21 protein-coding genes and 2 pseudogenes are annotated in these 22,629 nt (G+C 64.7%); 12 read left to right on the forward strand and 11 right to left on the reverse strand.

The genetic code is table 11. The features are described from left to right. Positions 1–1,292: helicase HerA-like domain-containing protein (locus tag VJS90_RS07340; protein WP_324120514.1), on the reverse strand; the 1,292-nt coding region annotated here is incomplete at its 3' end. Positions 1,293–1,517: 225 nt separating this feature from the next. Here VJS90_RS07340 and VJS90_RS21845 point away from each other — a divergent pair. The 5 genes and pseudogenes from VJS90_RS21845 to VJS90_RS07360 form a co-directional block, all read left to right on the forward strand. Continuing rightward, positions 1,518–2,390 (forward strand): annotated as a pseudogene (locus tag VJS90_RS21845) (HAMP domain-containing protein); the annotation flags it as partial. Positions 2,391–2,651: 261 nt separating this feature from the next. Then, positions 2,652–3,248, forward strand: a pseudogene (locus VJS90_RS21850) (methyl-accepting chemotaxis protein); the annotation flags it as partial. Positions 3,249–3,414: 166 nt separating this feature from the next. Next, the gene (locus VJS90_RS07350) at positions 3,415–4,566 is read left to right on the forward strand and encodes a glycosyltransferase family 1 protein (protein WP_324120518.1); all 1,152 of its coding nucleotides are present in this window, start codon (positions 3,415–3,417) and stop codon (positions 4,564–4,566) included. Continuing rightward, positions 4,559–5,329 carry a DUF2334 domain-containing protein gene (locus VJS90_RS07355; RefSeq protein WP_324120520.1) on the forward strand — a complete coding sequence of 257 codons (771 nt, stop codon included), beginning with the start codon at positions 4,559–4,561 and terminating at the stop codon, positions 5,327–5,329. Before VJS90_RS07350 ends, VJS90_RS07355 begins: the two co-directional genes overlap by 8 nt. Beyond that, positions 5,326–6,315 carry a lysylphosphatidylglycerol synthase transmembrane domain-containing protein gene (locus VJS90_RS07360; RefSeq protein ID WP_324120521.1) on the forward strand — a complete coding sequence of 330 codons (990 nt, stop codon included), beginning with the start codon at positions 5,326–5,328 and terminating at the stop codon, positions 6,313–6,315. The genes VJS90_RS07355 and VJS90_RS07360 overlap by 4 nt, the downstream gene beginning before the upstream one ends. 6 nt (positions 6,316–6,321) lie before the next feature. On the opposite strand, the gene purU is transcribed toward VJS90_RS07360, so the two are convergent. Then, the gene (gene purU / locus VJS90_RS07365) at positions 6,322–7,173 is read right to left on the reverse strand and encodes a formyltetrahydrofolate deformylase (protein WP_324120523.1); all 852 of its coding nucleotides are present in this window, start codon (positions 7,171–7,173) and stop codon (positions 6,322–6,324) included. 312 nt (positions 7,174–7,485) lie between these two features. Between purU and mvaT the strand changes: the two genes are divergently transcribed. After that, positions 7,486–7,863, forward strand: coding sequence for a histone-like nucleoid-structuring protein MvaT (gene mvaT / locus VJS90_RS07370; protein ID WP_324120525.1), 378 nt, complete (start codon positions 7,486–7,488; stop codon positions 7,861–7,863). Positions 7,864–7,929: 66 nt separating this feature from the next. On the opposite strand, the gene sbcB is transcribed toward mvaT, so the two are convergent. The 3 genes from sbcB to VJS90_RS07385 all read right to left on the reverse strand — a co-directional run bounded on the left by sbcB (position 7,930) and on the right by VJS90_RS07385 (position 10,270). Beyond that, on the reverse strand, positions 7,930–9,366 hold the full coding sequence (sbcB, locus tag VJS90_RS07375) for an exodeoxyribonuclease I (protein WP_324120527.1): 1,437 nt from the start codon (positions 9,364–9,366) through the stop codon (positions 7,930–7,932). Positions 9,367–9,426: 60 nt separating this feature from the next. Next, a complete protein-coding gene (locus VJS90_RS07380) occupies positions 9,427–9,786 on the reverse strand; it encodes a PilZ domain-containing protein (RefSeq protein WP_324120529.1) in 360 nt (119 codons plus the stop codon). 100 nt (positions 9,787–9,886) lie between these two features. After that, on the reverse strand, positions 9,887–10,270 hold the full coding sequence (locus tag VJS90_RS07385) for a tetratricopeptide repeat protein (protein WP_324120531.1): 384 nt from the start codon (positions 10,268–10,270) through the stop codon (positions 9,887–9,889). A 233-nt stretch (positions 10,271–10,503) separates the two neighbouring features. Here VJS90_RS07385 and pyk point away from each other — a divergent pair, with 233 nt between their 5' ends. Then, positions 10,504–11,955, forward strand: coding sequence for a pyruvate kinase (pyk, locus tag VJS90_RS07390; RefSeq protein WP_324120535.1), 1,452 nt, complete (start codon positions 10,504–10,506; stop codon positions 11,953–11,955). Between the two features lie 53 nt (positions 11,956–12,008). Here the strand turns inward: pyk and VJS90_RS07395 are convergent, their stop codons facing one another. Beyond that, positions 12,009–12,941 (reverse strand): iron-sulfur-binding ferredoxin reductase, encoded by a 933-nt coding sequence (locus VJS90_RS07395; RefSeq protein WP_324120537.1) that lies wholly within the window; start codon positions 12,939–12,941, stop codon positions 12,009–12,011. A gap of 262 nt (positions 12,942–13,203) precedes the next feature. Here VJS90_RS07395 and VJS90_RS07400 point away from each other — a divergent pair, with 262 nt between their 5' ends. Next, positions 13,204–14,727 (forward strand): fumarate hydratase, encoded by a 1,524-nt coding sequence (locus VJS90_RS07400; protein ID WP_324120539.1) that lies wholly within the window; start codon positions 13,204–13,206, stop codon positions 14,725–14,727. 61 nt (positions 14,728–14,788) lie between these two features. On the opposite strand, the gene VJS90_RS07405 is transcribed toward VJS90_RS07400, so the two are convergent. Together VJS90_RS07405 and VJS90_RS07410 are read right to left on the reverse strand one after the other, a co-directional pair. Then, positions 14,789–15,946, reverse strand: a complete 1,158-nt coding sequence (locus VJS90_RS07405; RefSeq protein ID WP_324120541.1) for a phosphatidylserine/phosphatidylglycerophosphate/cardiolipin synthase family protein — start codon at positions 15,944–15,946, stop codon at positions 14,789–14,791. A 1-nt stretch (position 15,947) separates the two neighbouring features. Then, complete coding sequence (locus VJS90_RS07410) at positions 15,948–16,529, reverse strand: YceI family protein (protein WP_324120543.1); 582 nt, start codon at positions 16,527–16,529, stop codon at positions 15,948–15,950. 188 nt (positions 16,530–16,717) lie between these two features. Between VJS90_RS07410 and olsB the strand changes: the two genes are divergently transcribed. Further along, a complete protein-coding gene (olsB, locus tag VJS90_RS07415; protein WP_324120545.1) occupies positions 16,718–17,473 on the forward strand; it encodes an L-ornithine N(alpha)-acyltransferase in 756 nt (251 codons plus the stop codon). Then, on the forward strand, positions 17,473–18,261 hold the full coding sequence (locus VJS90_RS07420; RefSeq protein ID WP_324120547.1) for a lysophospholipid acyltransferase family protein: 789 nt from the start codon (positions 17,473–17,475) through the stop codon (positions 18,259–18,261). Before olsB ends, VJS90_RS07420 begins: the two co-directional genes overlap by 1 nt. A 70-nt stretch (positions 18,262–18,331) precedes the next feature. On the opposite strand, the gene VJS90_RS07425 is transcribed toward VJS90_RS07420, so the two are convergent. Continuing rightward, positions 18,332–18,916 (reverse strand): ACP phosphodiesterase, encoded by a 585-nt coding sequence (locus tag VJS90_RS07425; protein WP_324120549.1) that lies wholly within the window; start codon positions 18,914–18,916, stop codon positions 18,332–18,334. A gap of 150 nt (positions 18,917–19,066) precedes the next feature. Between VJS90_RS07425 and VJS90_RS07430 the strand changes: the two genes are divergently transcribed. Beyond that, a complete protein-coding gene (locus tag VJS90_RS07430) occupies positions 19,067–19,369 on the forward strand; it encodes a helix-turn-helix transcriptional regulator (protein ID WP_324120551.1) in 303 nt (100 codons plus the stop codon). A 69-nt stretch (positions 19,370–19,438) separates the two neighbouring features. Beyond that, positions 19,439–20,488: an alkene reductase gene (locus VJS90_RS07435; protein WP_324120553.1), complete on the forward strand. Its 1,050-nt coding sequence runs from the start codon at positions 19,439–19,441 to the stop codon at positions 20,486–20,488. 181 nt (positions 20,489–20,669) lie between these two features. Here the strand turns inward: VJS90_RS07435 and VJS90_RS07440 are convergent, their stop codons facing one another. Both VJS90_RS07440 and VJS90_RS07445 read right to left on the reverse strand, forming a co-directional pair. Continuing rightward, a complete protein-coding gene (locus VJS90_RS07440; protein ID WP_324120555.1) occupies positions 20,670–21,521 on the reverse strand; it encodes an ATPase in 852 nt (283 codons plus the stop codon). Between the two features lie 88 nt (positions 21,522–21,609). Beyond that, entirely contained in the window at positions 21,610–22,605 is a 996-nt protein-coding gene (locus tag VJS90_RS07445) for an NAD-dependent epimerase/dehydratase family protein (RefSeq protein WP_324120557.1), read from the reverse strand. Between the last annotated feature and the right edge of the window lie 24 nt (positions 22,606–22,629).

Genomic DNA, 22,629 nt, shown 5'->3' on the forward strand with positions numbered 1-22,629 from the left:
TCCCCCTTGCGAGCATTGAGCAACTCATACGCCGACTCACGATCAAACACCCTGTCATACAGCCCAACCAACGGCGAGCCACTAACCACCCCACCCCGCTCCACCGCCGAAAGCGCCCCGATCCGCGACTGTGGCGGCGCAATCAGCACCCGCTGCACCATCCCAGGCGTCCCCTTGTCCTGCAACGTCCCCACCAGCGCCTCCCCAATCCCAAGCTCGGTCAACACCGCCAACGCATCGAACCCCGGATTAGGCCGAAACCCCTCCGCCACCGCCCTCAGCGATTTCTGCTCCTTGGCCGTGAACGCCCGCAGCCCATGCTGGATCCGCAGCCCCAGTTGCGCCAGCACAGCATCAGGCAAATCCCCAGGGGACTGGGTCACGAAAAACACCCCCACCCCCTTGGAACGGATCAGCCGCACCACCTGCTCAAGCCGGTCCTGCAGCGCCTTGGGCGTGCCGTTGAACAACAGGTGAGCCTCGTCGAAGAACAGCGCCAGCACCGGCTTGTCGGCATCCCCACGCTCGGGCAACTGCTCGAACAGCTCGGCCAGCAGCCACAGCAGGAACGTCGCGTAGACCTTGGGCGCCTCATGCACCAGGCGGCTGGCATCGAGCAGGTGGATCCGCCCTCGCCCGTCCGGGTCCGGACGCAGCAGGTCTTCGAGCTGCAGGGCAGGCTCGCCGAACAGCGCCTCGGCGCCTTGCTGCTCCAGCGTCGCCAGGCGCCTGAGCAGCGCCTGGGTGGAGGCGCTGGTCATCAGCGCGCTGTCCTCGCCCAGCACCTGGGGGTTGTCCTTGAGGTGGACGAGCAGCGCCTTCAGGTCCTTGAGGTCGAGCAGCAACAAGCCCTCGCGGTCAGCCACCTTGAAGGCGGCATACAGCGCGGCCTGCTGGCTGTCGGTGAGTTCCAGCAGGTTGCCCAGCAGCAACGGGCCCATCTCGCTGATGGTGGTGCGCAGCGGGTGCCCGGACTTGCCGTCGATGTCCCACAGGCTGACCGGATACGCCTGCGGCCGGTGAGCCAGCCAGGGCATGCCGGCGATGCGCTCGGCAACCTTGCCCTGGGGCGCGCCTGCCGCGCCCAGCCCGCAGAGATCGCCCTTCACATCCGCGGCGAATACCGCGACGCCAGCGTCGCTGAAGACCTCGGCCAGGTGCTGCAGGGTCACGGTCTTGCCAGTGCCGGTCGCACCGGCCACCAGGCCATGACGGTTGGCCAGGCGCATGGCCTGGCTGACGGGCTGGCCCGCAGGGTCGCTGCCCAGGACGATCTGTGAAGAATCAGACATGTTTTTTCATCCTCTGCTCAAGCTTTGTCCCCGCGTGGCCGATACCCACCCCAAGTGCTTCTCAGTGGACCCGATACGCCAATGAACAAAAACCTTCGTTTCAGCCACAAGATTCTGCTGGCCGCATCACTTATCGTGATCCTCGCCTTCAGCCTGTTCACGCTCTACAACGACTACCTGCAGCGTAATGCGATTCGCGCCGACCTGGAGAGTTATCTTCAGGAAATGGGCGAGTCCACGTCGACCAACATCCGCAGCCTGCTCGAAGGCCGTATCAAGCTGGTCGAGAACCTTGCGCAGAACATCGCGCAAGACCCTGCCAATGCCGGCACGCTGATGGGCCAGGGCGCGCTGACGTCCAGCTTCCTGACCGTCTACCTGGGCGGAGTCGATGGCAGCTTCATCGTTCGTCCCGACTCAAAGATGCCAGATGGCTACGACCCGCGCGTACGGCCCTGGTACAAGGACGGGATGAACGCCAATGGGGTGATCCTGACCGAACCTTACATGGACATGACCACCAACAAGATGGTGATTGGCATTCTCGGCAATGCCTCGCGCAGTGTCGGCGTGGTCGGTGGCGACCTGGCGCTGGACGGCCTGGTGCAGATCATCAACTCGCTGGACTTCGGCGGCATGGGCTATGCCTTCCTGGTCAATGATCAAGGCAAGATCCTGGTCCATCCGGACAAGGACCTGGTGATGAAGTCCCTGTCGGATGTATTCCCGCGCAATACGCCGACACTTTCCAATCAGCTGACCGAAGTCGAGCAGGATGGCGCGACCCGCCTGATGACCTTCACCCCGGTCAAGGGACTGCCGTCCGCCAACTGGTACATCGGCCTGTCGGTGGACAAGGGCAAGGCCTTCTCGATGCTGAGCGATTTTCGCGCCTCGGCGGTCATCGCCACGCTGGTCGCGGTCGTCATCATCATCGCCCTGCTTGGCCTGCTGATCAACGTGCTGCTGCAGCCGCTGCACACCATGACCCGCGCCATGGAAGACATCGCCGAAGGCGAAGGCGACCTGACCAAGCGCCTGAAAATCCAGAACCACGACGAGTTCGGCACCTTGGGCAATGCCTTCAACCGCTTTGTCGAGCGTATCCATGGCTCGATCCGCGAGGTGTCCTCGGCGACCGAGCAGGTCAACGAAGTGGCCCTGCGGGTCATCAGCGCCTCGAACTCGTCGATGACCAACTCCGACGAGCAAGCCAACCGTACCAATAGCGTGGCCGCGGCCATCAACGAACTCGGCGCCGCCGCCCAGGAAATCGCCCATAACGCCGCGCAGGCATCGCAACAGGCCAGCTCCGCCCGTCACCTGGCCGAGGAAGGCCAGCAGGTGGTCGAACGCAACATCCAGGCGATGAACCGTTTGTCGGACCTGATCTGCACCTCCAGCGCGCACATCGAAACGCTCAACAGCAAGACCGTGAACATTGGCCAGATCCTCGAGGTGATCACCAGCATTTCGCAGCAGACCAATCTGCTGGCGCTCAACGCGGCCATCGAAGCTGCTCGCGCCGGTGAAGCCGGCCGTGGCTTCGCGGTGGTCGCCGACGAGGTGCGCAACCTGGCCCACCGCACCCAGGAGTCAGCGCAACAGGTGCAGAACATGATCGAGGAATTGCAGGTCGGCGCGCGTGATTCGGTCGAGACCATGGACCAGAGCCAGCGCCACAGCCAGGACAGCGTCTCGATCGCCAACCAGGCGGGCGAGCGCCTGGACAGCGTGACCCAGCGCATCGGCGAGATCGACGGCATGAACCAGTCGGTGGCCACCGCCACCGAAGAACAGACCGCCGTGGTCGAGTCGATCAACATGGACATCAACGAGATCAACATGCTCAACCAGGAAGGTGTCGAGAACCTGCAGTCCACCCTGCGCGCCTGCAGCGACCTGGAGCAGCAGGCCGTGCGCCTGAAGCACCTGGTGGGCAGCTTCAGGATCTGATCCCCGCCGCTCCCTTGCGGGAGCGGCCTTGTGCCATCGCCATCACCTGTGGGAGCGGTTTGTGCCGCGAAGGGTCGCAAAGCGGCCCGCCCCCACTCTTTTCGAACAAACTATCCTTCCAGTAGGTCCACCTTTAGGCGTGTCATCGCCGGTTCATTACCGCCCGATGACAGTCCAGAAAGACGATCTCGGAGGGACGCTGATCGTGCACATTGCTGACATCACCATGTTCTACGCCCCCGCCAGCGGTGGCGTACGTACCTATCTTGATGCCAAACACCGCCGTCTCGACGCCATGTCCGGCGTTCGCCACAGCCTGCTGATCCCGGGAGCCAGCGCCAGCCATGAAAATGGCGTCTACCAGGTCCCTGCTCCCGCCCTGCCCTTTGGCAAGGGCTATCGTTTCCCGGTCAGGCTGGCCCCCTGGTGCAACACCTTGCGCCGCCTGCAGCCAGACCTGATCGAGGTTGGCGACCCGTACCTGACCGCCTGGGCCGCACTGGATGCGCGGCGCCAGCTGGATGTGCCAGTGATCGGGTTCTACCATTCCGACCTGCCGCTGCTGGTCAGCAATCGCATGGGCAACTGGTTCACGCCCAATGTCGAGGCCTATGTCAGCAAGCTCTACGGCAACTTCGACCGGGTGCTTGCGCCCAGCCAGGTGATGGCTGACAAGCTGCGCCGCCTGGGCGTGGGCAATGTGCATGTGCAGCGCCTCGGCGTCGACCTGGCCACCTTCAACCCCGAGCGCCGCGATCCGCACCTGCGGGCACAGCTGGGGATCCCCGACACCGCGCGCCTGCTGGTGTTCGGCGGCCGCGGCTCGCGGGAGAAGAACCTGCCCGTGCTGCTCGAGTGCATGAGGCACCTCGGCTCGCACTACCATTTGCTGCTGGTGGGCTCGAACATGCCCGCTTCGGTGCCGGACAACGTCAGCGTGATCAACCATTTCTGCCCAGGCACCGAAGTGGCACGGCTGTTTGCCAGCGCCGACCTGCTGGTGCATGCCGGGGATCAGGAAACCTTTGGCCTGGTGATCCTCGAAGCCATGGCCAGCGCCACGCCCGTGGTGGCGGTCGCGGCCGGGGCGTTCACCGAGATCGTCAACGAACAGTGCGGCCGCCTGTGCAAGCCCAACGACGGCCAGGCGATGGCCAATGCCGTTCGCGAGGCCTTCGAGGCAGGCGTGCGCAAGCTTGGCGCCCAGGCCCGGCGCCACGTCGAGCAGCACTATTCGTGGGACAGCGTGGTCACCGGGTTGCTTGGCCACTATCAGGCCGTGCTTGGTCATCAGCCGCAGGCACTCGCCCATGCCTGATGCCAACCTTCAGGTCCCGGCACGCAGCGTGATGCTGGTGCTGCACGATGTCGCCCCCGAAACCTGGCCCGACTACCAGCCCTTTGTCGAAGCTGTCGATGCGCTGGGGCAGGTCCCGATGACATGGCTGGTGGTGCCCGATTTTCATCGGCGCAATGCATTGACCCACTCGCCCGGTTTTTGCAGGTTGCTCGAATGGCGCCTGGCGCAAGGCGATGAGCTGGCGCTGCATGGCTACTATCACAGCGATGACGGCCCGGCGCCGCGCACCCCAGGCGATTATTTCATGCGCCGCGTCTACACCCACGAAGGCGAGTTCTACGGGCTGGACGAGGCCCAGGCACTGGAACGCCTGCACGCCGGGATGGCGCTGTTCGAACGCCAGGGCTGGCCACTGGCCGGCTTCGTGGCTCCGGCCTGGCTGATGAGCGAAGGCACCCGGCAAGCCTTGCGCGGCCTGCCGCTGCGCTACACCAGCACGCCCCAGCACCTTTATCGACTGCCTGATTTCACCCCCATCAAGGCGCCCGGGCTTGTCTGGAGCGCTGGCAGCGCCTGGCGCCGCGGCGTGTCGCGGGTGATCAGCGACTGGCAGCGCCGCCGCCAGCAGCAAGCGCCCACCCTTCGTCTGGGGCTGCACCCGGTCGACATGCGTCACGCGACGTCTCGCGACTACTGGCTCCAGACCCTGAAGGACCTGCTTGCCGAAGGCCGCGTGCCAATGACCAAATCCGCGTGGCTGGACCACAGGCTCGCGTCGTGAATCGCTTTGTCTGGCTCGGCCTGGCCCTGCTGTTCGCGGTGCTGGTTCCCGCCCTGCTCGGCGGCAGCGAATTGCTGCCCCGTCTGCGCGCCTTTGCCCCCGGCCTGATGCTGACGCTGCTGGGGATGATCCTGCTGTGCTGGATCATCAACGCCATGCGCCTGCGGCTGCTGCTCGGCCAGCAGGGCGAACAGCTGGGCCGGTTCAGGAGCCTGGGGGTGGTGATGGCCACCGAATTCGCCATTTGCACCACCCCGGGCGGCAGCGGCGGACCGCTGACCCTGATGGCCCTGCTCGCGCGCGAACGCATCGCAGCGGCGCACAGTGGCGCGGTATTCGCCATGGACCAGCTCAACGACCTGGTGTTCTTTTTCTGCGCGATGCTCGGCATTGCCGCCTACGCCGTGTTCCACAGCCTGGGCCGCAGCCAGGAGGCCATGTTGCTGAGCAGCGCCCTGCTGCTGTGCGCGGGCATGGCGATGATCATTGGCTTGCTGCGCTATCGACGCGGGATGCTGCGCTTCAATGGCAGGTGGCTGCGCCGCCTGGGAGTCTCGCACAGGCGCAGGCAGCGCTGGACGCGCAAGCTGTTGCACTTCTTCCAGGCACTGGCGCAGACCTGGCGGCTGCCCAAGCGCACGCTGGCGCTGGTGTTCGCCCTCACCTGCGCGCACTGGGGCCTGCGCTTCAGCGTGCTGTACCTGGTATTGCGGGGATTGGGCACCGACCTGCAGTGGGTACCGAGCTTTCTGGTGCAGATGCTTTCACTGAGCGCGGGTCAGTTCAGCCTGCTGCCGGGTGGCGCGGGGGCGGCCGAGCTGACCTCGGCCACCCTGCTGTCACCGCTGGTGGGCAGTTCGACCGCCGCCGCGGCCATCCTGATCTGGCGGGCAGTCACCTACTATTTCTACCTGATCGCCGGCGGGCCGGTGTTTGTCTGCCTGCTCGCACGCCCCTTGCTGGAGCGCTGGCGCCAGGCAGGCTGAACGGCTTCAGTCAAAGACCACGGTCTTGTTGCCGTGGACCAGCACGCGGTCTTCGAGGTGGTAGCGCAGGCCGCGGGCCAGCACCATCTTCTCGACGTCACGGCCGAAGCGGACCATGTCCTCGATGCTGTCGCTGTGGCTGACCCGCACCACGTCCTGCTCGATGATCGGGCCCGCATCCAGCTCCTCGGTCACGTAGTGGCACGTCGCGCCGATCAGCTTCACGCCGCGCAGCGATGCCTGGTGGTACGGCTTGGCACCCACGAACGAAGGCAGGAAGCTGTGATGGATGTTGATCACCTGCTGGGCGTATTCACGGCACAGCTGCGGCGGCAGGATCTGCATGTAGCGGGCAAGCACCACCACATCGGCGCCATGCTCCTTGACCAGGCGCGAGACCTCGGCGAACGCGGGCTGCTTGTCCTGCGGATCGACCGGCACATGGTAGAACGGGATGCCGTGCCACTCGACCATGCTGCGCAGGTCGTCGTGGTTGGAAATCACGCAAGGAATATCGCAGTCCAGCTCCTTGGTGTGCCAGCGGTGCAGCAGGTCGGCCAGGCAGTGGGATTCACGGCTGGCCATCAGCACCACGCGTTTTTTCTGCGCGGAGTCGGTGATCTGCCAGGTCATCGAGAATTCCTCGGCGATCGGCGAGAACGCCTCGCGGAAGGCTTCGATATCGAACGGCAGGCTTTGCGCACGGATCTCGTGGCGCATGAAGAACCAACCGCTCTGTTCATCGGAGTGATGACTGGCCTCGTTGATCCAGCCGTTATAGGACGCCAGGAAATTACTGACTTTGGCCACGATGCCTACGCGGTCGGGGCACGCAATCACCAGTCGGTAGGTGCGCATGAAAAAGGACTCCAGAACTTCGCAAAGGCGCTCATTCTAGCGACTGGCAAGGAAATCTGCAGTAATCATTACCGAACCGGCATGACGTCGAGGCATCGACCCGCGCACACGGCGGGCAGCGCGTGCCATGGCCCTGCCCGGCAAAGTTGAAGTGACTAAATGTGTAGATATGTAAAATTTTTTTAACCTGAAAAGGTCTCTTGCGCACACGAATATGGGTTTAATTGCTTTTTTAATTGTTTACTTGAGAGTACCGGCTGATTATTATTACGTCACTGTCTCCCTGACTCTACATGTACCAAGGATCGCATTATGTCCCTGATCAACGAATATCGCGCCACCGAAGAAGCCATCAAGGAACTTCAAGCTCGCCTGCAGAACCTGTCGCAAGACGACAAGCTGAAGAAAGAGCTGGAATTCGAAGGCGAACTGCGCACCCTGATGGGCAAACACTCCAAGTCCCTGCGTGACATCATTGCCCTGCTCGACCCGGATGCCAAACTGAACAAGGCGCCTCGCGGCGTCGCCAAGACCACCGGCACCAAGCGTGCCCGCAAGGTCAAGCAGTACAAGAACCCACACAACGGCGAAGTGATTGAAACCAAAGGTGGCAACCACAAGACGCTGAAAGAGTGGAAAGCCAAATGGGGTGGCGATGAAGTTGAAAGCTGGTTCACCCTGCTGGGCTGAATCCCACGCGTGTCGATATCGCCATTGACATGAAAAAACGCCAGCTTGCTGGCGTTTTTTGTTTATTCAAATACACATATTCAACTGTGACTTCAATCGCTGAACATGCTGCCGCCAGGCCTCCAGCACCTGGCGCTGGGGCTCGCTGGCCGCGGCCCAGCTGACCTGCCAGGCGTTCTCGAAGTCGCCCAAGGTGTTGGGCGCGCCCATCTGTGGGTCGCTCAGGCGTTGCTGGCAAAATGCCTGCCAGCGCTGCTGCTCCTGAATGTCCAGCGTCTCGGGGAAGTTTCGCGCACGGTAGCGGAACAACAACTCGGGCAATCGCTGGTCATCGAACATCCACTGCCCCCGCCCCAACTGCGCAGGGTCAAGGGTGCGTACTTGCTCACATAGGCGACGGTCCCGCTCGCCGAGAAAACCATCATATAACTGCTGCTCAGGATCCTCGCAGGGCGCGAATTCATCGCCACTGTAGATGTGATCGAGCTTGTCTTTCCAGATGCCGTGCTGATTGGCCAACTGCTCGGCGCGTGATTGATACAGCGACATATCCAGACCCAGGCGCTGTTGATCCTGGTCACGCAACACCGCTAACGGCGCCAGTACTGGACAGCGATTGATATGCACCAACTTCAGAGGTACCGGAAATTGCCCGGGTTCCCGTTCGTCATGCCGCGCGTATAAACGCTGACGCAAATTGTCAGCACTTTCCTGCAACAAGGGCAGGGTTTCCTGATGCAAGTCGCAAACAATCAGGGCGTTGCGGTTGCGTGGATGCCACCCTAATGGCAATACCACGCCCAGGTAATTGCGTGCGGCCGAGAAGCGCCCAGAGATATGCACCAAGGGTTGCAACAGACGGATCTGTTCCATCACCTTGTGTTTGCTGCGCAGCTGGAACAACCAGTCATATAGCTTGGGCTGGCGCTCGCGCACCAGCCGGGCCAGGGCAATGGTCGCCCGCACGTCCGACAGGGCTTCGTGGGCATGGCCATGGTCGATGCCATTGGCCTTGCTCAGCAGCTCAAGGCGCAGGCTGGTGCGCCCTTCCTGCTGGGGCCAGTTGATCCCCTCGGGGCGCAGGGCATAGGCGCAGCGCACCACGTCGATCAGGTCCCAACGGCTGTTGCCGCCCTGCCACTCTCGGGCATAAGGGTCGAAGAAGTTGCGGTACAGGCTGTAGCGGGTCACCTCATCGTCGAATCGCAGGGTGTTGTAGCCCGCGCCACAGGTCCCAGGGCGCGACAGTTCGGCATGCACGCGGGTCATGAACTCGGCCTCGCCCATGCCGTGGCTGGCCAGTTGCTGCGGGGTGATACCCGTCACCAGGCAGGCGGCCGGGTGCGGCAGGATGTCGTCGCTGGGTTGGCAATAGAGGCTGATTGGCGCTTCGATCTCGTTGAGGTCGAGGTCGGTGCGCACGCCTGCGACCTGCAGGGGCCGGTCACAGCGGGGGTTGATGCCGGTGGTTTCGTAGTCGTGCCAGAAGATGCTGGAGCTCACGGGGTCTTCCTGTAACAAGGTCGACCAGAGTCTAGGGCGACTTGCCCCCGGGAGCCACCCTCAGGCGGAGGCGTTGACAGGACGGAAGCTGAAGTAGTCCCGCAGGGTGCGGATGAAGTCTTCGTACTCGACCGGTGGTTGCAGCAGGGTGAAGCCCGAATCGTAGTGCCCTGGGGTCTGGTCTTCGCGGCACCACAGGCAGCTCGCCGTCATGTTGATGAACTGGAAACCGCCCGCCGGCAGCGGCACCTTCAGTTGCAGCTCGTAGACAGGGCCCACCAGCACGGGCAGCAGGCTGATCAGCATCAGGCCGTCGGCCGAGACGTTGCCCAGGTAGCCGATCGACTGATCCGTCACCCGGTTGAACACCGTCAGGTAGAACGGAAGCTGGTGGCGTTCGATGTGACGCTCGATATGCATGATGCTCGTCGCTGTCGGTGGGTGAACGAAGTGCTCCAGGATCTTTACAGTCTAGTTCAGCGCACGAGCCTGGGCACAAGGAGTACAGCGCACATTGGTATTAACGCCAAGGGGCGGGCGCCGGGTGCGCGATGGCGGGCTCTGCGGCGCGGTAATGGCCCAGCTTCTCGAGGGTCTGCAGGCGTGCGCTGGCCCGGTAGGTGTACTCGTTGTCGGGGTAGCGCTGGATCAGGTACTGGTAGGTCTGCGCGGCATCCACGTAAAGTTTCTGCCGCTCCAGGCACTGGCCGCGCAGCAGCGATACCTCCGGGTGGACGAATGGCCGCGCGCGGCTGGCACGGTCGACCTGCGACAGCTCCAGCATCACGCGGGCGCAATCACCACGGTCATAGGCGCGGTAGGCATTGTTCAGGTGGTGGTCCATGGACCAGCGGGTACAACCGGTGGCGCTGGCCGCCATGGCCAGGATGATCAGGGCTCGCATGGGCAATCTCCTCTACTGGGCACTGTATCGGCCCGGCACCGCGGATCTTCAGCATCAAGCTGCAACTTTCAAGCGGCAGGCTGGCGTCAGCGCACCACTGCGTCGACGTACGGCTTGCTGCTGGTGGCCTGCAGCTTGCACCTCGCGGCTCGCCCCAGGTAGTGCAACTGAACAATGACTACAGCGCGATACAGGAGTAGCCTTTCGCTGCGCTTCACTATAGGAGTCTGTGCATGACCATTCGCCGTACAAAAATTGTCGCCACCCTGGGCCCGGCAAGCAACTCGCCGGAAGTGATCGAACAGCTGATCCTTGCGGGCCTGGACGTCGCCCGCCTGAACTTCTCCCATGGCACCCCGGACGAGCACAAGGCTCGCGCCCGCCTGATCCGCGACATCGCCGCCAAGAATGGCCGCCATGTGGCGCTGCTGGGCGACCTGCAGGGTCCGAAGATCCGCATCGCCAAGTTCAGCAACAAGCGCATCGAACTCAAGGTCGGAGACCGCTTCACCTTCTCCACGGCTCACCCGTTGACCGAAGGCACCCAGGAAATCGTCGGCATCGACTATCCGGACCTGGTCAAGGACTGCGGCGTCGGTGACGAACTGCTGCTCGACGACGGCCGCGTGGTCATGCGCGTCGAAACCGCCACCGCGGACTCGCTGCACTGCGTGGTGCTGATCGGCGGCCCGCTGTCGGACCACAAAGGCATCAACCGCAAGGGTGGCGGCCTGACCGCGCCGGCCCTGACCGAGAAAGACAAGGCTGACATCAAGCTGGCCGCGGAAATGGACCTGGACTACCTGGCCGTTTCGTTCCCGCGTGACGCCAGCGACATGCAGTACGCCCGTCGCCTGCGTGACGAGGCCGGCGGCACCGCCTGGCTGGTGGCCAAGATCGAGCGCGCCGAGGCCGTGGCCGACGACGAGACCCTCGATGGCCTGATCGCCGCCAGTGACGCGGTGATGGTTGCTCGTGGCGACCTCGGCGTGGAGATCGGCGACGCCGAGCTGATCGGCATCCAGAAGAAGATCATCCAGCACGCGCGGCGCAACAACAAGGCGGTGATCGTGGCGACCCAGATGATGGAGTCGATGATCCAGAACCCGATGCCGACCCGCGCCGAAGTGTCCGACGTGGCCAACGCCGTGCTCGACAACACCGACGCCGTGATGCTGTCGGCCGAAAGCGCCGCCGGCAGCTACCCGATCGAAGCCGTCCAGGCCATGGCCCGCATCTGCCAGGGCGCCGAAAAGCACCCGACCAACCAGAAGTCCAGCCATCGCCTGTACACCACCTTCGAACGCTGCGACGAGAGCATCGCCCTGGCGGCGATGTATACCGCCAACCACTTCCCTGGCGTCAAGGCGATCATCGCCCTCACCGAAAGTGGCTACACCCCGTTGATCATGTCGCGCCTGCGTTCGCACGTGCCGATCTACGCACTCTCGCCGCACCGCGCCACCCAGGCCCGCGCCTCGATGTTCCGTGGCGTCTACCCCATCGCCTTCGACCCGGCGGCCCTGCCGGCCGACAAGGTCAGCCAGGCGGCGGTCGACGAGCTGTTGCAGCGTGGCCTGGTCGAGCAAGGTGACTGGGTGATCCTGACCAAGGGTGACAGCTATCACACCATTGGCGGCACCAACGGGATGAAGATCCTGCACGTGGGTGATCCGCTGGTCTGATGCTGGCCTCAAAGGGCCCCGTCGCTGGCCTGCCAGCGACGGGGCCCTTTGAGTCACTGGGCATGTTCGGTAAACACATCCGCAAACACCTGCCCCCGCGGCAACCCCGCGATGAACAACCTGCGCGCAAACCGCTCCACGCTTCCCGGGGCCCCGCACAGCAGCGCCACTGTCTGGCGTGACGCTACGCGCAACGCCGCCAGCGCTTCGTCCAGCCGCTCTGCTCCCACCAGTTCCACCTTCAGGTTCGCATGAGCCGCAGCCAGCGCCTCCAGCGGTTCCCCCAGATAATGCCCCACTGCCACATGCATCACCCGAATCTCCCCCGCATGCCCCTGCCGCAATGCCTCCCGCAAGATCCCCCACAACGGCGCCAGCCCGGTCCCCGCGGCGAGCAGCCATAACGGCCGGTCCTGCCAGTCCGGGTCATAGTGCAGCGACCCACCCCGCAGTTCGCCCAGGCGCAGCTCATCGCCGAGGCGCAACGTCCGCGCACTGTCGCAGAACGCCCCCGGCCGTCGGCAATCCAGATGAAACTCGAGAAAAGCGTCCTCTCCAGGCAGGCTGGCCAGCGAATACGGCCGCGCGACGCCTGCCGCATTCCACAGCACCAGATGCTGTCCGGCGTGATAGCGCAAGGGGCGCCGCGGTTGCAGGCGCAGGCGCAGCACCTGCCCGTCCAGCCAGTCCAGGCCGGTGACCTGCGCGGGCACGCCATCGGTGGTCGGGTCGAACACCGCCACCCGCAGGTCGCCCTCGACGCGGCACTGGCAAGCCAGGCGCCAGCCTTGCGCGCGCTTGTGCGCATCCAGCGCGTCAGGCAGCGCATCCAGCGGCTGCCCCTCCAGGCAGTGCACCAGGCAGGCATGGCAACTGCCCGCACGACAGCTGTAGGGCACGTTGCAGCCCGCGGCATTCAGGGCATCGAGCAGGTTGCTGCCGGCCGGCACCGCCCAGCGGCGCTCGCCCACGCAGAGTTCGGGCATTGGTCTTGCTCCAGTTGGAATGAACGCCACTGTAGGACCAAAGCCATGGCCAGGACAGCCAACGGTGCAAAAAAAGCCCGCCAGCTCCGACCTTTGTCCAGACCACGCGCAGGTGTACCCGTCCCGGATGCGCGCTATACTGCCGCGCCTTTTTTGCGCCGGCCCCCACGTGCCGACGCCCCCTTGCAAGGCATTCGACACGCTGGTCGGCTACGTCGAAGCGCCTATACGAATGTTCCCGTCTTAAAGAGGAGCGCGCTGCATGACCGTGATCAAGCAAGACGACCTGATTCAGAGCGTCGCCGACGCCCTGCAATTCATCTCGTACTACCACCCCGTTGATTTCATCCAGGCGATGCACGAGGCCTACCTGCGTGAAGAGTCGCCTGCTGCGCGCGACTCCATCGCCCAGATCCTGATCAACTCGCGCATGTGCGCAACCGGCCACCGCCCGATCTGCCAGGACACCGGTATCGTCACCGTGTTCGTGCGCGTGGGCATGGACGTGCGCTGGGATGGCGCGACCATGAGCCTGGACGACATGATCAACGAGGGCGTGCGCCGCGCCTACAACCTGCCCGAGAACGTCCTGCGCGCCTCGATCCTGGCCGACCCGGCCGGTGCCCGCAAGAACACCAAGGACAACACCCCGGCAGTCATCCACTACTCCATCGTCCCGGGCAACACCGTGGAAGTCGACGTGGCGGCCAAGGGCGGCGGCTCGGAGAACAAGTCGAAGATGGTCATGCTCAACCCGTCCGACTCGATCGTCGACTGGGTGCTCAAGACCGTTCCGACCATGGGCGCTGGCTGGTGCCCGCCTGGCATGCTCGGCATCGGCATCGGCGGCACCGCCGAGAAGGCCGCGGTCATGGCCAAGGAAGTGCTGATGGAGTCGATCGACATCCACGAGCTCAAGGCCCGCGGCCCGCAGAACCGCATCGAGGAGATGCGCCTGGAGCTGTTCGACAAGGTCAACCAGCTGGGCATCGGTGCCCAGGGCCTGGGCGGCCTGACCACCGTGCTCGACGTCAAGATCATGGACTACCCGACCCACGCGGCCTCGCTGCCGGTGTGCATGATCCCCAACTGCGCGGCCACCCGTCACGCCCACTTCGTGCTCGACGGCAGCGGTCCTGCCGAACTCGAGGCGCCGTCGCTGGACGCCTACCCGGAAATCGTCTGGGAAGCCGGCCCGTCGGCCCGTCGGGTCAACCTCGACACCCTGACTCCGGAAGACGTGCAGAGCTGGAAGCCGGGCGAGACCGTCCTGCTCAACGGCAAGATGCTCACCGGCCGCGACGCCGCCCACAAGCGCATGGTCGAGATGCTCAACCGCGGCGAAGAACTGCCGGTCGACCTCAAGGGCCGCTTCATCTACTACGTCGGCCCGGTCGATCCGGTCGGTGACGAAGTGGTTGGTCCCGCGGGCCCGACCACGGCCACGCGGATGGACAAGTTCACCCGCCAGATCCTCGAGCAGACCGGCCTGCTGGGCATGATCGGCAAGTCCGAGCGCGGTCCGACCGCCATCGACGCGATCAAGGACAACAAGGCGGTGTACCTGATGGCCGTCGGCGGCGCCGCGTACCTGGTCGCGCAGGCGATCCGCAAGTCGCAGGTAGTGGCCTTCGCCGAGCTGGGCATGGAAGCGATCTACGAGTTCGAGGTCAAGGACATGCCTGTCACCGTGGCGGTCGACAGCAACGGTGAGTCGGTGCACATCACCGGCCCCGCGCTGTGGCAGAACAAGATCGCCGAAAGCCTGGCGGTTGAAGTGAAGTAAGCGCTGCACGGCTGAAACAGGAACGCCCGGCATATGCCGGGCGTTTTCGTTTGGGCGACCCTCAGTTGCGCCGGTCGAGCAGCAGCACCACCATCCGGTCCAGCAACCCCCACACGCGCTGCTTGAACCGTCGCCACAGCGGCCGGGCATGCCAGTTGTCCAGGTTCACTTCCAGGCTCTGCGCGAAGTCACGCTCGAAGCTCGCCGCCACCGCCGCGGTGAGCGGTGGATCGAGCGCCTCGAGGTTGGCTTCGAGATTGAAGCGCAGGTTCCAGTGGTCGAAGTTGCACGAGCCGATGCTCACCCAGTCATCGACCAGCACCATCTTCAGGTGCAGGAAGCACGGCTGGTATTCGAAGATCTTCACCCCGGCCCGAAGCAGCCGCGGATAGTAACGGTGGCCGGCATAGCGCACCGAGGGGTGGTCGGTGCGCGGGCCGGTCAGCAGCAGGCGTACATCGACGCCCCGGGCAGCGGCGCGGCGCAATGACCGGCGCACGCTCCAGGTCGGCAGGAAATACGGGGTCGCCAGCCAGATGCGCTGGCTGCCACTGTTCAGTGCCCTCACCAGCGCGCGCAGGATATCCCGGTGCTGACGGGCATCGGCATAGGCGACCCGGCCTACGCCGGGCCCTATGGCCGGCACCCGTGGCAAGCGCGGCAGGCCGAAACCGTCGGGCGGCTTCCAGGCGGTGCGCCGGGTGTTGGCGTGCCATTGGCGGTCGAACAGCAGCTGCCAGTCGGTGACGATGGGGCCCTGCATCTCGACCATCACTTCGTGCCACTCGCTGACGTCGTCGCCCGGCTTCCAGAACTCGTCGGTGACGCCAGTGCCGCCGACCACGCCCCAGCGCTGGTCGACCAGCAGCAGCTTGCGATGATCGCGGTACAGGTTGCGCACGCCTCGGCGCCAGCTCAGGCGGTTGTACCAGCGCAGCTCGACGCCTGCGTCGACCAGGCGTTGCCGCAGCGCGGTATTGAAGGCCGCGGCGCCGTAGTCATCGAACAGGCAGCGCACCTGCACGCCGCGCGAGGCGGCCTGTTCCAGAGCCTGGACCATGGCCTCGGCACAGCCGCCCGCCTCGACCAGATAGAGCTCCAGGTCGACCTGGAACTCGGCGCGCACGATCTCCAGCAGCATGCGTGGAAAAAACGCAGGGCCATCGATCAGCAGTTCGAACTGGTTGCCGTCACGCCAAGGGAAAACCGGCCCGGCCATGTCAGCGGGCGTTGAAGATCAGCACCGCGCTCACCGGTACCGACGGGCTGATGGAAGCAACGCCGGACATCTTGCGCAGGGCCGCCAGCCCCGGCATCAGGTCAAAGTCTTCCGCGCGCAGCATCAGCGGTTCGAGCGTTACTACCTGGAAACGCCGCTCGTCCAGCCGCGTGGCCAGCAGCAAGGCGTTGTAGCTGTGTTTCTGGCCATGCAGGGTCACCGTCAGGGGCAGGCGCAACTCGAGCTGAGCACCGTTGGCCAGGTCATTGATCGGCCGCAGGTCAAGCTGGGCCTGCACGGTGGCCTCCGGGAAACGGGCAAATTCGAACAGGTCGTTGCGCATGCGCTCGTCACGCAGCGGGACGCCGCTGTTGGCCGAGTCCATCTCGATGCTCAGCCGCGCGGCGCCCTTGCGGTCGACCTTGCCGTGCAGCACCAGGAACCGATGGACCTCGGCAGTATCGCCGTTCTTGCTGGTGACGAACGACAGGCGCGACGACTCGCCATCCAGGTGCCAGTTGGCCTGGGCCGGCAGGCTCAGAACCACCAGCAGGGCAAGCAGGAGACGGGGCAGGTTGAACATGGGGAATCTCTACACACGAGGCCGTCAACCTTACCCAACCGCCTCCACGGCAGCAAGCGACAACCCTCGCGGCCTGTCATGCAAGCATCACCGAAGATTCACGGGGGTGACACTCCATCTACCTAGGCTGACCTTGCGCTACAGGGCCGACCGGCCGTACCCCGATGGCTGGATTAGGGAGACACGCAATGACTCGAATCGCACGCTCCGGCGACAGCAGCAACGCACGCCGTCTGCACGCCGAACGCCTGATCGGAGCCGCCGCCCTGCATGAGGCGCAAGCCTTGCGTTACAAGGTGTTCAGCGGCGAATTCAAGGCCCGCCTCAAAGGCGCCGAACAGGGCCTGGATATTGACGAGTACGATGTTCATTGCCGCCATATCGGCGTGCGCGACCTGAGCACTGGCCGCCTGGTGGCCACCACCCGCCTGCTCGATCACCAGGCCGCCAGCAGCCTGGGGCGATTCTACAGCGAAGAGGAGTTCAGCCTGCACGGCCTGGTCCAGCTGCAAGGCCCGATCCTCGAGCTTGGCCGCACCTGCGTCGACCCCGCCTACCGCAACGGCGGCACGATCGCCGTGTTGTGGGGGGAACTGGCCGAGATCCTCAACGAAGGCCGCTACAGCTACCTGATGGGTTGCGCCAGCATCCCCATGCAGGATGGCGGCGTACAGGCCCACGCGGTCATGCAGCGCCTGCGCGAGCGTTACCTGTGCACCGAGCACCTGCGCGCCGAGCCCAGGAATCCGCTGCCAAGCCTGGCCTTGCCCTCCAACGTGATTGCCGAGATGCCTGCGCTGCTCAAGGCGTACATGCGCCTGGGCGCGAAGATCTGTGGCGAGCCGTGCTGGGACGAGGACTTCCAGGTCGCCGACGTGTTCATCCTGCTCAAGCGCGACGACCTGTGCCCGCGCTATGCCCGTCACTTCAAGGCGGCGGTGTGATGCGGCGGCTGCGGATGCTCGCCCGTCTCGCGCGCGTGCTGCTGGTGATCCTGCTGGGACTGGGCATGGCCTGCTGCTTCAGCCTGGGCGAGCGCCTGGGCCTGGGCGCCACGCATGCACGCCGCCAGCGCTGGAGCCAGCTGTTCATGCGCCGCTTGTGCGCTGCGTTGCCCTTTCGAGTAACGGTGATCGGCCACGTGCCACGCCAGCCGATGCTCTGGGTCAGCAACCATGTGTCATGGACCGACATCCCGCTGCTGGGCATGCTCACGCCGCTGTCGTTCCTGTCCAAGGCCGAGGTACGGCACTGGCCGGTGGCGGGCTGGCTGGCGCTCAAGGCCGGCACGTTGTTCATCCGGCGCGGTGGTGGCGACGGGCAGCGGCTGCGCGAGCAGATCGGTGGGCAACTGCGCGAGGCCCAGCCCCTGTTGATCTTCCCCGAGGGAACGACCACTGATGGGCAGGGCGTGCGTACCTTCCATGGACGTTTGCTGGCGGGGGCCATCGACGAAGGGATCCCCCTGCAGCCCATGGCGATCCGGTACGTGCGCGAGGGCGAGCGCGACCGGATAGCGCCGTTCGTGGGTGACGATGATCTGGTTTCGCACTTGATGCGGCTGTTGGGCGAGGACGTGGCCGAGGTGCGGATCAGCGTGCTGGAGCCGATTCCCACCCGAAACCGTGAACGGGCGGCGCTGGCGTTCGAGGCTCAACTGGCTGTGCAGGCAGCGCTGTCTGGCGTGAAGCAGGATGAAATGGCGCCGCGCCGTCAAATGCGGGCCGCCTGAATGCTTGCAGAGCACCGGCCGATCTCTTCGCTGCGGTCCGGCGAACAGGCCGGCCATCGCACCACAAAATTCAGAGGCCATCCACGCGCCGGGTCGCGGCGAACCCCTGCAGCTGCGGATAGAACGCCCGAAAGTCTTCCAGCAACGGCTCGTACAACCGCTCCAGCTCACTCATCACGCCGGCCATCCCTTCCGGTCGCGACAACCGCCGCGCTATGCCCTTGAACACCTGTTCAAGCGTGGCGAAGTCTCCATACGCCCCCAGCCAGTCATCCGCCGCCATGAACGGCGCAATGCCGGCCAGCCGCCCGGGCAGTTGCGGCTCGGCCAGCAGCACCTGATAGAACCGCCGGGTGAACTGTTCCAGTGGCTGCTCCGCGTAGTCGCTCCAATGCCGCGCCAGGCAATGGTCGAAGAACACGTCGAGGACGATGCCGGCATATCGCCGCCGCTCACGGGGAAACCGCGCCAAGGCAGCGATCACCAATGGGTGGCTGTCGGTGTAGCTGTCTATGGAGCGGTGCAGGCGGATGGCGGCCTCAAGCGCGGGCTCGAAGCGGCCCTCGAGCGAACCTTTGACGAAATCGCCATACAGGCTGCCAAGCAGTTGTTGCGGCGCGGGGCCGCCAAGATGAAGGTGCGCGAGGTAATTCATTCCGGCAGTCTAGCATCTGCAGGATGTATATCGTTATAACGCGATATAGCGATTGGCGCTCGACCGATAACCCTTTCATATTTGGCTATCGCGAAATACCGATTTATATTTCGTTCTATCGCGATATAACGCTACACCACGAGCCCCGCCATGTCTCTCGATCTCGACGAAATGATCAAAGCCCTGTCCCACCCGGTACGGCGCGACATCCTCAAATGGCTCAAGGACCCTTCCGGGCAGTTTCCCGATCAGCACCACAGCACCGAGCACGGCGTGTGCGCCGGGCAGATCGATCAACGCTGCGGCCTGTCGCAGTCCACTGTTTCCGCCCATCTGGCCACCCTGCAGCGCGCGGGCCTGATCACCAGCCAGAAGATCGGTCAGTGGCACTTTTTCAAACGCAACGAGCACACCATCCAGGCTTTTCTCGAGCAGATGAGCCAGGAGCTCTGACGTTCAACCAGGGCGGCAACGACGCCGAACTGGCGCCCACTTCCAATTGATAGCTGCGAGGTACACCGCATGACCACGCTTTTCGACCCTATGACCCTGGGCGATCTCGAACTGCCGAACCGCATCATCATGGCCCCGCTCACCCGCTGCCGCGCCGATGAAGGCCGCGTGCCTAACGCCCTGATGGCCGAGTACTACGTGCAGCGCGCCAGTGCCGGGCTGATCCTCAGCGAAGCCACCTCGGTGACGCCGATGGGGGTAGGTTATCCCGACACACCGGGTATCTGGTCCAACGACCAGGTACGCGGCTGGACCAACGTGACCAAGGCCCTGCATGCGGCGGGCGGGCGTATCTTCCTGCAGCTGTGGCATGTAGGCCGCATCTCGCATCCCAGCTACCTCGACGGCGAGACGCCGGTCGCGCCCAGCGCCATTCAGCCCAAGGGGCACGTCAGCCTGGTGCGGCCCATCACCGAGTTTCCAACGCCGCGGGCGCTGGAAACCGCCGAGATCGCAGACATCATCGAGGCCTACCGCGTCGGCGCCGAGAATGCCAAGGCTGCGGGGTTCGACGGGGTCGAGATTCACGGGGCCAACGGCTACCTGCTCGACCAGTTCCTGCAGAGCAGCACCAACCAGCGCACCGACGCCTACGGCGGCTCGCTGGAAAACCGCGCCCGCCTGCTGCTCGAAGTGACCGACGCCGCGATCGAAGTCTGGGGCGCCAACCGCGTGGGCGTGCACCTGGCCCCGCGGGCCGACAGCCATGACATGGGCGACGCCGACCGCGCCGAGACCTTCACCTACGTCGCCCGTGAGCTGGGCAAGCGCGGGATCGCGTTCATCTGCTCGCGTGAGAAGGAAGCGGACGACAGCATCGGGCCGCTGATCAAGGAAGCGTTTGGCGGGCCGTATATCGTCAACGAGCGTTTCGACAAGGCTAGCGCCAATGCCGCCCTGGCCAACGGCACGGCCGACGCCGTGGCGTTCGGCGTGCCCTTCATCGCCAACCCCGACCTGCCCGCACGCCTGGCCGCCGATGCACCGCTCAACGAGGCGCGGCCCGAGACGTTCTATGCCAAAGGACCAGTGGGGTATATCGACTACCCGCGGTTGTAACGCCGCAGCTGTCGGGCCACGCTAGCCTGCCGGGCCTGCCTTGCAGTGCCAGGTAGGGCCTCTTCGCTGGCAAGCCAGCTCCCACAGGTACAGCGTGGGCCCCAAGAGCACCGCGATAGCTGTGGGAGCTGGCTTGCCAGCGAAGGGGCCCTGACAGGCACTGCAAGGGTCAGCCTGTTGTTCAACGCGCGTTGATCTGCTTCTGCAGGTTCTGGATCTGGCTCTGCAAGGTGCTGATGTTGCGGGTGACCTGCCCGCGGAACGCGTCGAATTCCTGCACCGACGCGCCGCTGGCGGCTGCGGCGGCAGGCGCCGGGCGGTTGTCGAGCTGGCTCTTGAGCACCAGCACATCCTGCTCCAGGCTCTGGATCGCAGTGTTGGGGTTGCCTTGCTTTTTCAACGCGGCGATCTCGCTGTTCAGGCCCTGGAGCTGGGTGTCGATCTTGCCGCCATCGACCTGCGCGGCCTTTAGCGCGGCAAGCTGGGTGCCGACCTCAGCCAACTGCGTCTGCAATTGCGTCTGCAATTGGGTATTGGCTTGCTGCAGCGCCTCGAAGGCTTTCTGCTGCTCGCCGGCAGCGGCAAGCGCCTGCTCCAGGCGCTTGCCCAGGTCCTGGGCCTGGCCGGCCACGCCTTGCTGCTGGGTGCCCTGCTCCGTCAGGCCAGCCTGCAACTGGCGGATCTGCAACTTCAACGCTTCGCTTTCGCTGGAGACGCTCGACTCGCTGGCCGCGAACTTGCCGCTGATCGCCTGCAGCCGTCCGGCGGCCTCTTCGCTGATGCGGGCAAAGCTTTCCTGGGTGGCGACCAGCTGCTGCTCCATCAGCGAGATCTGCTGGAAGCTCCACCAGCCAAGACCCGCCAAGGCGATGAACGATGCGCACAACAGCGCCCACAAAGGCCCGACCGATGCTGGCCGGGCGGCCTTCTCACGGCTGCGGGCTATCCGCGCGGGCAGCAGTTCATCGTCATCACGCGTGCCGGCGCGCAGGGTCGGTACGTCGTCGTAGTCTTCTCGGGCATCGTTGCGCATGGGGGCCTTAACCGCAGTAGTCATACCAAAGGGGCCAGTATAAACCGCTCACGTGGCGATCTCATGGATGATCGCAGCAGACAGCGGCTCAATAGGTGACGGGCTGGCCTTTCCACCAGGTGCAGAATTCGTCCAGCGCCGACCACAGGCTGGTTCGAGGCCGATAGTCCAGCAACTGCCGGGCGCGGCTGATGTCCAGGGTGAAGTCCTTGCTCATCACCTGCGCGCCGAGGCGCGACAGGGTCGGCTGCGGCCGGCCGGGCCACAGCATGCAGGCAGCCTCGTTGAGGGCGGCGAGGCTGTAGGCCAGGCCGCAGGAGCGGTAGCGCGTGACCTGGGGCAGGTGCATCTGGCGCATCACGTAGTTCACCACATCCCACAGCGGCAGCGGATGGCCATTGCTGATGTTGTAGGCCTTGCCGAGGGCCTGCTCATCGGCGAACAAGGCATTGAGCAGCGCGTCGCAGAGATTATGGACGCTGGTGAAATCGACCTTGTTCAGGCCGTTGCCGATAATCGCCAGACGGTGCTTGCGCTGCCTCTCGAGCAGCCGCGGGAAGATGCTTGAATCGCCTGCGCCGGTGACCAGCGCCGGGCGCAGAGCCAGCACTTCGAGACCGAACTCCTGGGCGCCGAAGACTTTCTGCTCGGCCAGGTGGCGGGTCGCGCCAACAGCGTCGTGGAAGCGCCGCGGCACCTGGTCTTCGCGGACAGCCACGCGCGAACGGCCGTTGAAATAGATCGCCGTCGACGACAAATGCACCAGGCGCCGCACCTGCTGCTTGAGGCAGGCCTCGACAACGTTTTCGGTCACCACCACGTTGCCCTGGTAGAAGTCCTGGTAGCGTCCCCAGTGACCCGCCGCCCCGGCGCAGTGCACAACCGCATCAACGCCGTGGCAGACCCGGTGCGCAAGCTCCGGGTCGGCCAGGTCGCCCGCCATGAACTGCGCGCCGCGCCGCACCAGATGCTCGACGCCCTCGGCACGCCGGCCATTGACGCGCACCTCCAGGCCCTGCTCCAAAGCAAGACGCGCAAAGCGCCCGCCGATGAAGCCGCTTGCGCCAGTGACCAGAATTCGCATGTAAGACTCCGCCTTGCCAGATTA

Source organism: Pseudomonas sp. (assembly GCF_035277045.1).
In the GTDB taxonomy this organism is placed as follows: domain Bacteria; phylum Pseudomonadota; class Gammaproteobacteria; order Pseudomonadales; family Pseudomonadaceae; genus Aquipseudomonas.